This is a genomic window from Dinghuibacter sp., assembly GCF_035492835.1.
In the GTDB taxonomy this organism is placed as follows: Bacteria; Bacteroidota; Bacteroidia; order Chitinophagales; family Chitinophagaceae; genus Dinghuibacter.
Genome location: NZ_DATJIY010000191.1, coordinates 1 through 14,877 on the forward strand (window position 1 = coordinate 1; position 14,877 = coordinate 14,877).

Here is a 14,877-nt window from a genome sequence, read left to right on the forward strand (position 1 = left end):
TGCGAAACGTTTCGCAAAACGGGGTAAAAGAGGCACCCCACCCCACGACACGGGGCCGCAGGCGAAAAGTCAGAACGGGGGCAGTACGTGAAGCCGGCAACCAGAAAGATGGCCGAGAGCCGCTTATTGCATCGCGCGATAGATCGCTTCCTGGATGTTGGAGCGGACGTTCAGGTGGGACAGCAGGTTATTGGTTTCGTTAGGATTCACCCTATTGGAGAGAAATACGAACACTAGGTTATAGACCGGGTCTACCCATATGCAGGTGCCGGTGAAACCGGTGTGCCCGAAGGTACGGGGTGAGGCGGAGGCGCATGGGTAGGGGTCCAGCCGGACGGCGTTGTCTTTTTCGGGTTTGTCGAAACCGTAGCCGCGACGGCTGATCGGGCTGTGATAGTCGGTAAAGAACCGCACGGTGCTGTCGCGGATATAGCGGACCCCGTTCATTTCGCCGTAGTTCAACAGCATTTGCAAGAGGACCGACAGGTCGTAAGCGTCGCTGAAGAGGCCGGCGTGACCGGAGACGCCGCCGAAGAGGGCGGCGCCGGGGTCGTGGACGTCGCCATGGAGGAGCTGGTGACGGAATTTGACTTCCTCGGCCGTGGGCGCGATCATGGAAAGGGGGAAACGGTCGCGCGGGTGAAAACCGGTGGTGGTCATACCGAGGGGTTCGTAGAAGTTCTTACGGGCGTACTGATCGAGGGTCATGCCGCTGACGGCTTCCACGATCTTTCCCATCAGGATGAAGTCGTTATCGCTGTACACGTATTTTCCAAACGGCCCCAGCGGACTGGCGGCGATCTGTTTGTACATGCTGTCCAGGTAGGCATTCTTCAGGTACAACCCTTCGGCGACGCGTACCTCGAAACCGGGTTCGGGCCGACGCCGGAACCACTCGGGCAACGGCTCGCCCTCCTTGGTGGTGACGCCCTTGTAGAACAGCGTGGAGGCCTGGAGACCCGCTTGGTGCAGCATCACGTCCTTGAGAGGCAGTCCTTCCTTGTCCGTGCCCTTCAGCCAGGGCAGGTAGTCGCCCAGGGTCTTGCCGAGGTCGATTTTCCCTTCGTCGTAGAGCTTCATCACCGATACGGTCGTGGCGCAAATCTTGGTCACCGACGCCAGGTCGTAGAGGTCGTCGGCCCGCACCGGTTCTTTCTTATCGTAGGTCATGAAACCATACGCCTTATCCCACACGATCTTCCCGTTCCGCGCGACCAGGACGACACAACCCGGCGTGGCGTGGTGGGCGATGGCGTCTTCAGCGATCGAGTCGATGACCATCAGCCTGTCGCTTTTCAATCCGACGTCTTCAGGCCGGGCGGCGGGCATGAGCGCGGCGCCGGGCGGCGGCGGTTGTATACCGGCTCCGGCCGGAAACGCGTCACCGATGCTGACCGGAAGCACCCCTTCCGGGTCCTTCCTGCCACTCAACATATCCAGGGCTACGCCTTGGGTCAGGGAGTCGTCTTCGTAACAGGCAACGAGGTTGCGCATAGTGGAAAAATAGCGGATAGCATAGGGATTTCCAAACACGAAGGTGACCGCGCCTGCGTCGGATTGCAGGCTGTCCAGGAGGGAAAGGGCCGCTGTGCTGAGGCCGTAATGCCCTTGCGGGCGACGGCTGACGCCATGGACGCCGATGACGACCGCGCCGTATTTCTCCCGCAGGGATCGCAGCAAAGCGGGCACCCGCTGCCCGTCTTCGCCATAGGGCAGGAAGTAGGCGTCGGCCCGGTAAGCGTCCTGCAGGCCGCGGGAGAAAGTGTTGTCGCTATCCTGCCCGATACCCAGGTATGCCACGTGAAAAGCGCTGTCGGGGCGGTTGAACAACGGGAACATCCTTGGGTCCCGGCGGCGAAGCAGGGTGAGGGCGGAAAGGGCGACGTCCCGTCGAAGCGCATCCGTTCCGCTGTTCAGGTCATCCGTGAGGCGGTTCGTGTCGATGGGATTGATCGTCGTACCGATGTAAGTGTATTTGGCCATCAATACCTTCCTGACCTTTTCGTCGAGGTCAGACTGGCTGAGGCGATGTTTGCGGACGGCCTTGCGTACCGACTTGATCGTGGCGTCTATATCGGGTGGCAGACACAGCAAATCGTTGCCCGCGCGCAGCGCTTCCACGGAGGCGTCTCCGTTCGGAAAAAACTTTGCCACGCCCTGCATACCGAGCGCGTCGGTCATGACCAGACCCCGGTAGCCCCAATCGTTACGCAACAACCCGATGGCGCTGTCCGAAAGGGATGTCGGGCGATGCTCCCGGTTGTCGAGGGCGGGGATATACAAGTGCCCCACCATCACGCTGGTTATGGTGTCCTGCACGAGTGTTTTGAAGGGATATAGCTCCAGGGTATCGAGCGACGCCCGGGACTTATCGATGACGGGCAGGTCGAGGTGGGAGTCCGTCCGCGTGTCGCCGTGACCCGGGAAGTGCTTGGCGCAGGCCATGACGCCCTGGCCTTCGAGCGCGCGGGCATAGAGCGCGCCATACCGGGCGACGGTATATTTGTTTTCGCCGAAGGAGCGGTCGTTGATAACGGGGTTATCTGGGTTGTTGTTGACGTCGATGTCGGGAGCCAGGTCCATGGTTACCCCCAGGCGACGGCACTGTCTGCCGATCTGGCCGGCGACCCGGCTGACGAGGGAATCGTTCCTCACGGCGCCGAGCATCAACTGGTGCGGTAACGAGGTGACGCTGTCGAGCCGCATCCCCAGACCCCATTCGGCATCCTGGGTTATCAGGAGGGGGATCGCGCTCAAATGCTGAAATTCATCCGTCAGCAGCGCCTGCCGCACAGGGCCGCCCTGGAAGAAACACAGGCCCCCGATGTGGCGGTTCCGGATCGCGTTTTCGGTTTCGGCCGTGTAATACCGGCTGGGGTCCGACGCGCGAACGATGATCAGCTGTGCGATCTTGTCCTTCTGGCTGAGGGTGGCAAGGACGCTGTCTGCCCACCGCCTGGCGTTTACATTCGCCTGTGCTTCAAGGGTTGCTTGTAAAAGAAGGGAAAAAGCCGTCGCACAGAGTAGTCTTATCATCGGAACTTATAAGTAGTTTTACACCGTAAATTAAAAGATTTGTCCGACATCATTCATCTGTTACCGGAAGGCATTGCCAATCAGATCGCGGCGGGAGAGGTCGTCCAACGCCCTTCCAGCGCGGTCAAGGAGCTCATGGAGAATGCGATCGACGCCGGCGCCACCGACGTCCGCGTCGTCATCCAGGACGCGGGCAAGGCCCTGGTACAGGTGACCGACAACGGCACTGGCATGAGCGCGACCGACGCCCGCGCCAGTTTTCAGCGACACGCCACCTCCAAGATATCCAGCATCGACGACCTGTTCCACATCCGCACCATGGGTTTCCGGGGCGAGGCGCTCGCGTCGATCGCGGCCGTATCGGAGGTCGTGTTAAAGACCCGTCGTGAACAAGATGAATGGGGCACCTGCATCGAAATCGACAATTCCACCTTCCGGAAAGAGGAACCCGTAGCCATGGCCAGGGGTACCAGCGTGGCGATGAAAAACCTGTTCTTCAACGTGCCCGCCCGCCGGAATTTCCTCAAGAGCAACGCCTCCGAGATGCGGCACATCGTGGAAGAGTTCATGCGGATCGCGCTGGCTTTCCCGGACATATTCTTCTCGCTCACCGTGGGCGGGCAGGAAATGTTCCACCTGGAAAAGGGCTCGCTCAAACAGCGCCTCGTCCAGCTCCTCGGCAATGGCTATAACGCCCGGCTCATCCCCGTCCAGGAGAACACCGACTACCTCAACATCTATGGCTTTGCGGGGAAACCGGACACGGCCAAGAAGACGCGCGGGGACCAGTATTTCTTTGTCAACAACCGCTTTATCAAAAGCGCCTACCTTAACCACGCCGTGATGAGCGCCTACCAGGAACTCATCCCCGCGGACAGCTTCCCCGCCTATGCACTGTTCATCGACATCGACCCGGCCGAGCTGGACGTGAATGTGCATCCGACCAAACAGGAGATCAAATTCGGGGATGAAAAGATCGTGTATGCCTTCGTACAGGCCGCCGTCAAGCACGCGCTGGCCCAGTTCAGCATCACCCCCACCCTCGACTTCGACCTCGACGCCTCGATACAGCAGCTCGACGCGGTCTCCAAGCCCTTTACCGACCGGGAGAGAACCGCCGCCACCGACTCGTCCCTCTACCAGACGTTCAGCCGGCAGCACCAGGCGCATAAGATCGAGAAAACGGAGCTCAAGGATTGGAAAGACTTTTTCACCCCGTCACCCGAGGCCCCATCCACCGAGGTCTCCGAACCCACTGCCGAGCCATTCAGGCCCATCACCCACGCGCTGCAGGAGCTCGCGCTCCCCGGTCTGCGCGACTTGCCCGAAAGCGACGGCCAGTACCTGCAGATCCTCCGGACGTATATCCTCGTTTCCCACCCCGGGGGGCTGCTGCTGATCCACCAGCAGGCGGCCCACGAGCGGGTTTTGTATGAGCGTTTTGCGCAGGCCATTAAAGGGAAGGCCCTTGCGAGCCAGCGCTGCCTCTTCCCCTCGGTCCTGCCGTTGTCCCCGGCCGATAGCGTGTTGCTCGACGCCCTTCTGACGGACCTCGCCCAACTGGGGTACCAGATCGAGCCCTTCGGCAAGGACACCTTCGCCATCCAGGGCACGCCCGCGGACCTCGAGCCCGGCTCCGAGCGCCGCGTCATCGAGCAGGTCCTCGAACAGTTCAAACACTCCACCGGGTCCCTCCAGATCACGCCCCGCGAGAAGCTCATCCGCGGATTGGCGCGCCAGCAGGCCGTCAAGGCGGGGTCGTTCCTCTCCCCGTCCGAGATGCGGGCGCTCGCGTCCGATTTATTGACGGCGACGGCCTCCAATGTCTCGCCCTTCGGGCAGCCCGTCTATGCGGTGCTCGATCACGAATCATTGGCCAAACTTTTCTCGCACTAAGTCACGGTATGGGCGCGGCGCCGGTCACGGCGCAAACGCGGCGCGGGTCACGGCAACCGCCGGAAGACCACCTTAGCATTCGTAATCAAGTCCGCCGACAGCCGGACCTCCACGCGCTGGTCATCGATATAGATCACCATCAACGCCGTGTTGGGGGGGATATCGCCCAGGTTCTCGGCAAAAAGGGAAAGGATCTGCTCGCGGAGGGGATGGTCGAGGTGCAACGTGAACGTGTGGACGGTCGCCAGCAGCTCGTAATTCCGCAAGATCAGGCTATCTCCAAGGAACAACGACACGCGGTCGTGGTCGACGAGCCCGTTGTCGTACAGCTCGACGCGGGCGCTGTCGGAATGGTGGTTGACGATGAGCTCCACGGAATCGCGGCGGGACTTGAAGGTGGCGAAACGAACGGAGTCTTCGTTGACCGGGGGGGCGGCAATAGGCGCGGCGGGCTTGGCCGCGGCGACGACCGGCGCGGGCAGGGGAGCGGTCGCGGGTGTGGGCGCCGATACCGGCACGCGCGTCTTACGCGTAGCAGCCCCACCCACCGGACGGCGCGCCCAGGCCGCGTCCGGCGGAATATCGCGGTAGAAGGTCACGCGGGTGTCGGCGCAGCGGGCCTTGCTGCCGGCCGGCTTTCGCCAGAGACCGGTCAGGTATTCGCGCCCGTCGTCCCGGGAGTAGTGGAGACGGAAGATTCCCCGGCAGTCGTTGGGGAAGACGCCGTTGCGGTTGGCGACGAGCGCGATCTCCCTGAGCTCGATGGAGTCCCCGGGAAGGAGCTTTCCTTCGAGACTTACGGCCTGGTAGTAGATGCCGTGCTCCCAGAGATAGTAGACGCTCCCGCTATAGCCGCTGCCGGATGGGTCGACGCGCATTTCGACGCTTTCGAGGCCCTCGAAAAAGCCGGTCTTATCCTGGCTCAGCCAATAGCCGGTAGGACCCTGGGCACGGGCAAAAGCGAAGTTGCAAAAACACAACAAGAGGAGTACGACGCGCATGGGTTAACAATTTATGGCGAAAATGGCTTGCAAAAAGCGCGCCGCAACCTCACCCGAGGGGGCGCCGACCCGCCGCAACCTCACCCGCGCTCCTGCGCGCGGAACCACCGCTCTGGTATGTCGTTGTGGCTGGCCTTCACATAGTCCGTATAACTGCAGGCGATATAGCTGTGGTCGGGGAGCTGCATCCACCAGCGGCCGGTTCGTTTGCTCTGGAGGAAGGTGCTCTCGATTTCGCCAAAAACGGTATGGAACTCGTTGTAATGATCCCGGTCGTCGAGCGGGGCTTCCTGTAGGCTCTTGGCACGACCGTCCACGAAATACCAAAGCATTTGCGCGATCTGGCGGGCGGTGAGGTCGTCCCTGTCCAGCGACGGCCTGTAGCCGTAAATGCCAAAGGTGCTGAGCCGGCTGCTCAGACCGGCGTAGCGGCTGAGCTGGCACATATCCTCTCCGTTAAAACCGTTGGGACTGACACGGGCGGCGGGCGCCGAGCCGTTGGCCATGGCGCATATGTCGATGGTGACGAGGTCGGAATGCCGGATGACGGGTTCCATTTCCTCCAGCTGCTCCCGCACCTTGCCGACGCGATAGCAGTCGAAGTGCAGCTTGTCGAGGGTTTCGAGCATACGGGGATGGACGTAGTAGCTTTGAAAACCGACGTGGTTATAGTGCCGGATGTAGTTCGGGTCTTCGGTGAGCATGCCCAGCAGGAAGTTGTCCTGCTTGAGCGGCGAGTCGGTGTTGAGGTCGATCAAAGCGTCGACACACGTGACCTCTATGAGTTGTTTGCGCTCGCGGTAGGCCTGATATTGACCCAGGGTGAGGTCATGACTGCCGCCTAGTATGATGACGGTCTTGCCCGCGGTAGTAAGCTCCTGGACCACGTGCCGGAGGGCGGCGTAGGTATCGTGCAGGGTGGCGCCCCGGCGGACGTTACCGGCGTCGGCCATGCGGACTTCGGGGTGCCAGTAGTAGGAGGAATAGAAGTGCTCCCTGACCTTGTCGGGACCGCCCGATTCGCCATCTCGGCGACCCGCTCCACGTTCCTCGGCGACACCCAGCAACACCACGTCGGCCGTATCGGTATCGGGGTCCGGCCCATCCCATATCGTAACGTGACAACCGATCTGCCCGTCGGAAAAACCCCGGTCGTTACTGAGCTCGTAGGTGCTGACGGGTTGCAGAAAGTCTTGGAGGGACATAGGCGGTACTTTGACGGCAAAGATAGTATCTTCGTTCCATGGAACAGGTGTTGCAACAAATTGACCAGTACAGGAAGGAGATCGACCAGTGGGTGATAGCGTCGGCGGAGGACCTGGAGAATTACCGCATTCGTTTTTTGGGCACCAAAGGCGTGGTCAAGGCTCTGTTTGGCGAAATGAAGAACGTCCCGGTGGAGGATAAGCGCTCCTTCGGACAGGTGTTGAACGACTTCAAACAACTGGCGGAGGCCAAGTACGAGGACCACAAAGGGCTAACGGCCGCGGCGCGGACCGAAGGTCCCGCCATCGACCTGACCCTCCCGGGAGACGCGCTGACGCCGGGTACCCGTCACCCCCTGAGCCTTGTCCGCAACCGGATCGTCTCCATATACCAGCGGCTGGGTTTTGCCGTGGCCGAAGGACCGGAGATCGAAGACGACTGGCACAATTTTACCGCCCTGAATATGCCGGAAAACCACCCGGCCAGGGATATGCAGGATACCTTCTACGTGCAGCGCAACCCTGACTGGGTGCTTCGTACGCATACCTCATCGGTGCAGGCCAGGGTGTTGGAAACGACTCCGCTGCCGGTGCGCATCATCTGCCCCGGGCGGGTATACCGGAATGAGACCGTGTCCGCCAGGGCGAATTGTTTTTTTCACCAGGTGGAGGGGTTGTACGTCGACAAGGACGTGTCTTTCGCGGACCTGAAGCAAACCCTCTATTTCTTCGTCCGGGAGATGTTCGGCCAGCACACGCGGGTCCGCTTCCGGCCTTCCTATTTCCCTTTTACCGAACCGAGCGCGGAAATGGACATCAGCTGTACCGTTTGTGGCGGTCAGGGGTGCTCCCTCTGTAAGCATACGGGCTGGGTGGAAATCCTGGGCTGCGGGATGGTACATCCACAGCTACTGACCAACCTGGGCATCGACCCGGAGGTATACACCGGCTTTGCCTTTGGTATGGGGGTGGAACGCATCGCGCAGCTGAACTACCGGGTCAACGACCTGCGGCTCTATGCCCAGAACGACCTGCGCTTTCTACAGCAATTCACAAGCGGGACCTGATGGCCATCCACACGATCATCGTTTGCGGAGCCGGCACCATGGGCAGCGGTATTGCCCAGCTGGCGGCCCGTTACGGACACGATACCTATTTGTTTGACCGGGAAGCATCAGCACTGGAGCGTGCACGCGCATCGATCGAAAAGCGCCTTCCCGGCGCGCCGGTGCACTACACGAATACAATCCCGGCCGAAAAGGCCGACCTCGTCATCGAAGCGATCGTGGAACGCCTGGACGCCAAAATCGGTCTCCTGCAATCGATGGCGGTCCATGACGGCACCATCCTGGCCTCGAATACCTCATCGCTGTCGATCGACGCCTTGCAGGACGCCCTGCCCAATCCGGGACGGGTCGCGGGCCTGCATTTCTTCAATCCGGCGCCCGTCATGAAACTTGTGGAGGTGGTGCGCGGCACGAAAACGGACGCCGCGGTCGCGGAAGCGCTGCAAGAACTGGTCAGCGGATGGGAAAAAACGCCGGTAGTATGCAAGGACGCCCCAGGCTTTATCGTTAACCGTGTGGCCCGGCCCTTCTACCTGGAGGCGCTGCGTCTCGCGGAAGCATCGCAGCTGGCAGAAGCTGGCGAAGGCGCTTACGACGCCATCGACCGCATCTGCGAAGCCACGGGCTTCCGCATGGGGCCATTCCGGCTGATGGACCTGATCGGCAACGACATCAACCTGGCGGTCACCCGGTCGCTCTTCGAGGCCTCGGGCAAGGCCCCGCGTTTCACGCCCTCGCGACTACAGGAAGACACGGTCGCCCGGGGCGACCTGGGGCGTAAAACCGGTAAAGGATATTACACATACGCCAACTAAATCACACACAACATGGTACTCGTCACCGGTGGGACCGGCCTCGTCGGCAGCTATCTGATCAAAACCCTTTTGGACGAGGGGACGCCGGTCAGGGCATTGTACCGCCGCCCGTATGATGGCTTTGTATTAAGCAGGACCGAATGCGAACGCGTGGAATGGGTACAGGGCGACCTCCTGGACGTGGTGTCGCTGGAAGACGCGATGACGGGTGTGACACAGCTGTACCACTGCGCCGCCATAGTCAGCTTCAGTCCCAAGACAGCCGATACCCTCCTAAAGGTCAACACCGAGGGTACGGCCAATGTCGTCAATGCGGCACTGACCAGACAAGTCCGGAAGATGGTTTACGTCAGTTCGGTGTCGGCCCTCGGACGGTTGCGCCAGGACGCACCGATCGACGAGTCCACCCAATGGACCGAGGAGACCAACAACTCCCGGTACGGTCTCAGCAAGTACTACGCCGAGATGGAGGTATGGAGGGGAATAGCCGAGGGACTACAAGCAGTTATCGTCAACCCGACGATCGTCCTTGGCGCCGGTGACTGGGAAAAAGGATCGGCGGGGCTCTTCAAGTCGGCCTATGATGAGTTCCCCTGGTATACCGAGGGCGTCAGCGGCTTCGTGGACGTGCGGGACGTCGCCCGTGCCATGGTCGCCCTGATGAACAGTCCCCTGCAATCGGAGCGTTACCTGCTGAGCGGGGACAACTGGACCTACCGGCAATTGTTTACGGCAATGGCGACGGCGTTTGGCCGCCGGAGTCCTCACAAGGCGGTTACGCCCTTCCTGGGAGAAGTCGTATGGCGCATGGAAAAGATCAAAAGCCTGTTTACGGGAAAAGAGCCGCTCGTCACCCGGGAAACGGCCCGCACCGCCCAGGCAGTCACCCGCTTCGACAGCCGCAAGATCCAGGAGGCGCTACCGGGGTTCCGGTTCACGCCCCTGGAAGAGGCTATCCGTTATCACGTGGAGGCGCTGAAGGTGCGCTACGTTCCAGTCGCATGACTTTTTCCCAGAGCTCGGGGATCCGCTTGACCCATACGAGCTGTTTCATGGCGCTCCCCGCCTGGCTGGCGGGCGATCCAAAATAGGCTTCGTTGCCTGCCAGACTCCCCGCGACGCCGCTTTGCGCAAAAACGACCGCGTTATCCCCGATGGTCAGCGTCTTGCTGACGCCTACCTGGCCCCATAACGTCACGCCGTCGCCGATGGTAGTGGCGCCCGCTACACCGACCTGGGCGGCCAGCAGGCAATTCCTGCCGATCACGACGTCGTGGCCGATGTGCACCATGTTGTCCATCTTGGTGCCCCGGCCTATTACGGTATCGTGGCTTACGCCCCGGTCGATCGTGCATCCGCAACCAATCTCCACGTCGGAATGGACAAGCACGCGACCGCAGCTGTCCATCTTTTTGTACCAGACGTCCCGGTTGGTTTTTTTGTTGAAGTAAAAAGCGTCTCCGCCGATCACCGTACCGGCGCCAACGACCACATTGTCGCCGATTTCCACATGATCGTAGATCGAAACACCGGGGTGTATCAGACAGTTTTCACCGATCGTGACGTGGTTCCCGATAAAGACGTTGGGCATGATCACGGTACCCTTTCCGATGACCGCGCTGTCGCTGACGGGACGGTCGGCGGGCTCGAAGGGGCGGAAGTGGCGGACGATGGAAAGGTAGGCCTCGAAAGGTTCCTGAACGACCAGGAGGGCCTTGCCGGGGGGTACCTCCGCCCGTTGGTTGATGATGATGAAAGAGGCCGCGGAATGAATGCTCTTGGCGTAGTATTTCGGATGATCGACAAAGGCCAGGTCGCCCGGCTCCACCTTGTGCAGCTCGTTAATACCTGTCGCAAACCCTTGCTCATTGCCGATTACCTCGGCTCCAATAAAAGATGCGATCCATTGTACGGAAACAGGAGATGGAAATTTCATGCCTGCAAAATTTCACCCAAAGGTAGCGTGAGCCGCATGCGCCTTTTCCACAGGGTCAAAAAAATTGTGAATAATTTTTTGATAAAAATGTTCTTGGTAGAAAAAATTCTTTTTAATATTGTGTTGGGAATTTTTATCCCGGTACTTACTAACCCATTCGAAAAGAACCCGGCCTCGGCCGGGTTCTTTATTTTCCCTAAGCGTCAAGTCTGCGCAAACCCATGCTCCATCAGTATTTCATCCTCTACAAACCCTTCCAGGTGCTCACGCAGTTTTCCCCCTCGGAAGGCAAAAAGACCCTCGCGGATGTCTGTAAGGTCCCAACCGATGTTTACCCCGTAGGGCGGTTGGACTACGACAGCGAAGGGCTACTGGTACTGTCCAATGACCCATCGTTGAACCACCGGCTACTCGATCCGTCATTCGGGCACGAGCGGGAATACTGGGTTCAGGTAGAGGGCGCCATCACCACGCAAGCGATACGGGCGCTCGCAGATGGACCGGTGATCTCGCTGGACGGCAAACCTTACAGGACTAAACCGGGCAAGGCGATGGCTTTCGATATGGAGCCGCCCGTTCCGCCCCGGGTGCCGCCTATACGCTTCAGGCAAAACATCCCGACCAGTTGGGTCTCCCTTACGCTGAGGGAAGGGAAGAACCGCCAGGTGCGGCGGATGACCGCCGCAGTAGGATTCCCCACGCTGCGGCTGATCCGGTACCGGATCGCGGAAGTGCGGCTTGACGGGTTGGCGCCGGGTGACTGCGTATCGGTGCCCCGGCGGACGCTGTACGAAAAGCTATTCGGATGATGAATTGTGGTATATTGCATCAAAGTACGCGACTATGTTGAAATCGATGACAGGCTTTGGAAGGACGGAACAGAGCATCGGGGACAAAACCTTCCTGATCGACATCCGCTCCCTGAATGGCAAGCAGTTTGAATTGCAACTCAAGATGCCCGCCATCCTGAAGCCCTTCGAGTTCGACATCCGGAACATCCTTTCCGAGCGACTGCTCAGGGGCACCATCGACTGTCAGATCTTCCTAAAGCAAAACGGCGGCAGCAAGCCGGTTACGATCAATACCGAGCTGGCCAAGTCCTATTTCAAGCCCCTGGAGTCCCTGGCCACCGAATTGAACCTGGATACCGCCTATACCCTCAGCGCGCTATTGAAGCTGCCCGATGTCATTACACCGTCCACCGAGGTCCTTACCGAGGCGGAATGGGAAGGGTTGAAAAAGGTCGTGGGGGACGCCGTCATCGACCTCGACCGGCACCGGATGGACGAAGGTGCGGTCCTTGAACGGGACTTGCTGGCGCGCGTGGATGCCATCCGGGTACAACAGGACAAGGTCATCGAGCTGGAGCCCTTGCGCAAGCAAAAAACCCGGGAAGGGCTGCTCAAGCTGCTCGAGGAGCATGTGGGCGCCGGTAATTTCGACGCCAACCGGTTGGAGCAGGAGCTGATCTACTACATCGAGAAGATGGATATATCCGAAGAGCAGGTACGGTTGAAGAACCATTGCGATTATTTCCGCTCGATCATCCTGGAGGATGGGGAAATATCCAAGGGGAAAAAGCTATCGTTCATCCTGCAGGAAATCGGCCGGGAGATCAACACGACCGGTTCCAAGGCATACGATTCGACCATCCAGAAGTGCGTGGTACTGATGAAGGATGAGCTGGAAAAAGCCAAAGAACAAATCCTAAACGTTTTATGACCCTCCGTTTTGCGTCATTCCTTACCCTGATCCTTTTTGCCGCCTGTAAAGCGCCCAGCCTGGACGCCTTCGAGCAGAATATTCCCATCAAGGGCGGGGCATGGGCGTACACCGCGAAGCCGTCGGTCAACTTCAATATAACGGACACCGCCTCCCTTTATAACGTCTCCGTCGTTTGCCGGCACACCGATAGCTACGCATACAAGAACATCTGGCTCTTTATCGCTTTTCAACGGCCCGGTGATACCGTGGCCCGCAGGGACCGGTTCGAGCTGACCCTCCAGGACAACAACGGCCGCTGGTATGGGACGGGGATGGATGACATATGGGAGCAGCGGATACCTCTTTTCAAAAATATCCACTTCAATCGCCCGGGCCCCTACACGGTGACGTTCGAGCAGGACATGCGCGATAATGTCCTGAAGGGCGTCCTCGACATAGGCCTGCGTGTGGAAAAAGCGCCCTGATGCGTGCCGCCTACAGACGATACAGGCTACTGATAGTCAACGTCGTGTACTGGCTCTTGCTGTTGTACATCCTGGCAGAGACCCTCTGGTGGTTTATCGAGCTGGGCCGGCAAAACGAGCGGATCGCGCAATACGAGCTCCGCCACGCATCGGCGGCCGCGGACGTCGTCTACCGGGAGGCGCATATGCGCGCCCTGAGCTATTTGGGAGAAGGCTGCGTCTTCCTGGCGGTCCTGTTCGTGGGCGCCTTTTATGTATACCGGGTTGTCCGCAGGGAGATGCGGTTGTCCCATCAACAACAGAACTTTATGATGGCGGTGACCCACGAGCTCAAAACCCCGATCGCGGTGGCCAAGCTGAGCCTGGAGACGCTCGCCAAGAGAAAGCTCGAACCGGAGCAGCAGGCAAAGCTCATCCAGAACGCCCTGGCCGAAACGGACCGGCTCAACCAGTTGTCCAACAATATCCTGCTGGCTGCCCAGCTGGAAGAAGGCCGGTACCTGCCCGTCGGGGAAACCATTTCCCTGTCCGGGCTCGCAGAGCAGATCATACACAACTTCGATGGCCGGTTTCCGGGCCGCCTGAACGCCTCGATCGGTCCGGAGATCGAGTTGAAAGGCGATCCCCTGCTGCTGGAGCTGGCGATCAACAACCTTATTGAAAACGCTCTGAAGTACTCTCCCAAAGACAGCCCCGTACGCGTCGACTTGTCGGCCACCGCCGGGAAGCCGGTCCGCCTCACGGTGGCCGACCTGGGTGATGGCATACCCGAAGACGAAAAGTCCCTGATTTTTCGTAAGTTTTACCGGGTTGGCAACGAACAGACCCGGAAAACGAAGGGCACCGGCCTTGGGCTCTACCTCAGCAGGGCGATCATTCGCAAGCACCGCGGCCAGATAACGGTCGCGGATAACGAGCCCAGGGGAAGCGTTTTTTCGATCACTTTTTATACTTGAAACCCATGGCAGGGAATTCTAACGGGTCCATCCTCCTGGTGGAAGATGAAGAAAACCTACAGGACGCATTGAAGCTCAACCTGGAGCTTGAAGGATACGAGGTCACCACCGCGGCCAGCGGGACCGGCGCGCTAAAGGCCATCGAAAGCGAATACTTCGACCTGGTCGTACTGGACGTCATGCTGCCGGAGCTGGATGGGATCAGCGTGGCCGAGACGATCCGTTTGCAAAACAACGACGTCCCTATCCTGATGGTGAGCGCGCGGAACACCACCGCCGACAAGGTACTGGGGCTCAAAAAGGGCGCGGACGACTACATAACCAAGCCCTTTAACCTCGAGGAGCTGTTACTGCGGGTCCAGAAGATGATCGAAAAGAACAAGAAACTGCAGGAAAAGGGCAGCCTCCCCGCCGTGGTAACCTTTGGCAAGAATGTGGTCGACTTCAAAGCCCAGGAAGCCACCAATTTCAAGGGTGAAAAGCTAACCCTGTCCAAAAAAGAGACGATGCTCCTTCGCTTGCTTATTGAAAACAGGAACGAGGTCGTGACACGGGAAAAGATCCTCCAGGCGGTCTGGGGTTACAATGTGTACCCGACGACGCGGACCATCGATAATTTCATCCTCAATTTCCGGAAATACTTCGAGGCGGATTCCCGCAATCCGCAACACTTCCACTCCGCGCGAGGCGTGGGGTACAAGTTCACGGATTAGAAATTTGCCATTGCATGCCCATTGAGCCCACGAGGTGGGGTGGGGTGCCTCTTTTCCCCTGTT

The 14,877-nt window shown here is 59.5% G+C and carries 13 protein-coding genes; 9 read left to right on the plus strand and 4 right to left on the minus strand.

Going from position 1 to position 14,877, the window contains the following annotated elements:
* Positions 1 to 123 precede the first annotated feature (123 nt).
* A complete protein-coding gene (locus VL547_RS18170) occupies positions 124 to 3,036 on the minus strand; it encodes a glycoside hydrolase family 3 N-terminal domain-containing protein (RefSeq protein WP_325580525.1) in 2,913 nt (970 codons plus the stop codon).
* 39 nt (positions 3,037 to 3,075) lie between these two features.
* Between VL547_RS18170 and mutL the strand changes: the two genes are divergently transcribed.
* Complete coding sequence (mutL, locus tag VL547_RS18175) at positions 3,076 to 4,932, plus strand: DNA mismatch repair endonuclease MutL (RefSeq protein ID WP_325580529.1); 1,857 nt, start codon at positions 3,076 to 3,078, stop codon at positions 4,930 to 4,932.
* Between the two features lie 47 nt (positions 4,933 to 4,979).
* Here the strand turns inward: mutL and VL547_RS18180 are convergent, their stop codons facing one another.
* Both VL547_RS18180 and VL547_RS18185 read right to left on the minus strand, forming a co-directional pair.
* Positions 4,980 to 5,933 carry a hypothetical protein gene (locus VL547_RS18180; RefSeq protein ID WP_325580531.1) on the minus strand — a complete coding sequence of 318 codons (954 nt, stop codon included), beginning with the start codon at positions 5,931 to 5,933 and terminating at the stop codon, positions 4,980 to 4,982.
* A gap of 80 nt (positions 5,934 to 6,013) precedes the next feature.
* Positions 6,014 to 7,138, minus strand: a complete 1,125-nt coding sequence (locus tag VL547_RS18185; protein ID WP_325580534.1) for a formimidoylglutamase — start codon at positions 7,136 to 7,138, stop codon at positions 6,014 to 6,016.
* 38 nt (positions 7,139 to 7,176) lie between these two features.
* Here VL547_RS18185 and pheS point away from each other — a divergent pair, with 38 nt between their 5' ends.
* From pheS to VL547_RS18200, 3 genes are read left to right on the plus strand one after another with little or no spacing between them, the layout of a single operon-like run.
* Positions 7,177 to 8,205 carry a phenylalanine--tRNA ligase subunit alpha gene (pheS, locus tag VL547_RS18190; RefSeq protein ID WP_325580536.1) on the plus strand — a complete coding sequence of 343 codons (1,029 nt, stop codon included), beginning with the start codon at positions 7,177 to 7,179 and terminating at the stop codon, positions 8,203 to 8,205.
* On the plus strand, positions 8,205 to 9,020 hold the full coding sequence (locus tag VL547_RS18195; protein WP_325580538.1) for a 3-hydroxyacyl-CoA dehydrogenase family protein: 816 nt from the start codon (positions 8,205 to 8,207) through the stop codon (positions 9,018 to 9,020). Before pheS ends, VL547_RS18195 begins: the two co-directional genes overlap by 1 nt.
* 12 nt (positions 9,021 to 9,032) lie before the next feature.
* Entirely contained in the window at positions 9,033 to 10,025 is a 993-nt protein-coding gene (locus tag VL547_RS18200) for an NAD-dependent epimerase/dehydratase family protein (RefSeq protein ID WP_325580540.1), read from the plus strand.
* On the opposite strand, the gene VL547_RS18205 is transcribed toward VL547_RS18200, so the two are convergent.
* Positions 9,973 to 10,956: a UDP-3-O-(3-hydroxymyristoyl)glucosamine N-acyltransferase gene (locus VL547_RS18205; protein ID WP_325580542.1), complete on the minus strand. Its 984-nt coding sequence runs from the start codon at positions 10,954 to 10,956 to the stop codon at positions 9,973 to 9,975. The two genes, VL547_RS18200 and VL547_RS18205, sit on opposite strands and share 53 nt — an antisense overlap.
* 221 nt (positions 10,957 to 11,177) lie before the next feature.
* On the opposite strand from VL547_RS18205, the gene VL547_RS18210 reads away from it, so the two are divergent.
* From VL547_RS18210 to VL547_RS18230, 5 genes are read left to right on the plus strand one after another with little or no spacing between them, the layout of a single operon-like run.
* Positions 11,178 to 11,765, plus strand: a complete 588-nt coding sequence (locus VL547_RS18210) for a pseudouridine synthase (RefSeq protein WP_325580544.1) — start codon at positions 11,178 to 11,180, stop codon at positions 11,763 to 11,765.
* A 34-nt stretch (positions 11,766 to 11,799) separates the two neighbouring features.
* Positions 11,800 to 12,678, plus strand: coding sequence for a YicC/YloC family endoribonuclease (locus VL547_RS18215; protein ID WP_325580546.1), 879 nt, complete (start codon positions 11,800 to 11,802; stop codon positions 12,676 to 12,678).
* Positions 12,675 to 13,145: a gliding motility lipoprotein GldH gene (locus VL547_RS18220; RefSeq protein ID WP_325580548.1), complete on the plus strand. Its 471-nt coding sequence runs from the start codon at positions 12,675 to 12,677 to the stop codon at positions 13,143 to 13,145. The genes VL547_RS18215 and VL547_RS18220 overlap by 4 nt, the downstream gene beginning before the upstream one ends.
* Positions 13,145 to 14,101, plus strand: a complete 957-nt coding sequence (locus tag VL547_RS18225; protein ID WP_325580550.1) for a HAMP domain-containing sensor histidine kinase — start codon at positions 13,145 to 13,147, stop codon at positions 14,099 to 14,101. Before VL547_RS18220 ends, VL547_RS18225 begins: the two co-directional genes overlap by 1 nt.
* 5 nt (positions 14,102 to 14,106) lie before the next feature.
* A complete protein-coding gene (locus VL547_RS18230; RefSeq protein ID WP_325580552.1) occupies positions 14,107 to 14,814 on the plus strand; it encodes a response regulator transcription factor in 708 nt (235 codons plus the stop codon).
* Positions 14,815 to 14,877 lie beyond the last annotated feature (63 nt).

Excerpts from the sequence above, each read along its gene's own strand:
- VL547_RS18215 (WP_325580546.1), top strand. The coding sequence starts at position 11,800 with ATGTTGAAATCGATGACAGGCTTTGGAAGGACGGAACAGAGCATCGGG.
- VL547_RS18205 (WP_325580542.1), bottom strand. The coding sequence starts at position 10,956 with ATGAAATTTCCATCTCCTGTTTCCGTACAATGGATCGCATCTTTTATT.
- VL547_RS18180 (WP_325580531.1), bottom strand. The coding sequence starts at position 5,933 with ATGCGCGTCGTACTCCTCTTGTTGTGTTTTTGCAACTTCGCTTTTGCC.
- VL547_RS18170 (WP_325580525.1), bottom strand. The coding sequence starts at position 3,036 with ATGATAAGACTACTCTGTGCGACGGCTTTTTCCCTTCTTTTACAAGCA.
- VL547_RS18195 (WP_325580538.1), top strand. The coding sequence starts at position 8,205 with ATGGCCATCCACACGATCATCGTTTGCGGAGCCGGCACCATGGGCAGC.
- VL547_RS18210 (WP_325580544.1), top strand. The coding sequence starts at position 11,178 with ATGCTCCATCAGTATTTCATCCTCTACAAACCCTTCCAGGTGCTCACG.
- VL547_RS18185 (WP_325580534.1), bottom strand. The coding sequence starts at position 7,138 with ATGTCCCTCCAAGACTTTCTGCAACCCGTCAGCACCTACGAGCTCAGT.
- VL547_RS18230 (WP_325580552.1), top strand. The coding sequence starts at position 14,107 with ATGGCAGGGAATTCTAACGGGTCCATCCTCCTGGTGGAAGATGAAGAA.
- VL547_RS18225 (WP_325580550.1), top strand. The coding sequence starts at position 13,145 with ATGCGTGCCGCCTACAGACGATACAGGCTACTGATAGTCAACGTCGTG.
- VL547_RS18220 (WP_325580548.1), top strand. The coding sequence starts at position 12,675 with ATGACCCTCCGTTTTGCGTCATTCCTTACCCTGATCCTTTTTGCCGCC.
- pheS (WP_325580536.1), top strand. The coding sequence starts at position 7,177 with ATGGAACAGGTGTTGCAACAAATTGACCAGTACAGGAAGGAGATCGAC.
- VL547_RS18200 (WP_325580540.1), top strand. The coding sequence starts at position 9,033 with ATGGTACTCGTCACCGGTGGGACCGGCCTCGTCGGCAGCTATCTGATC.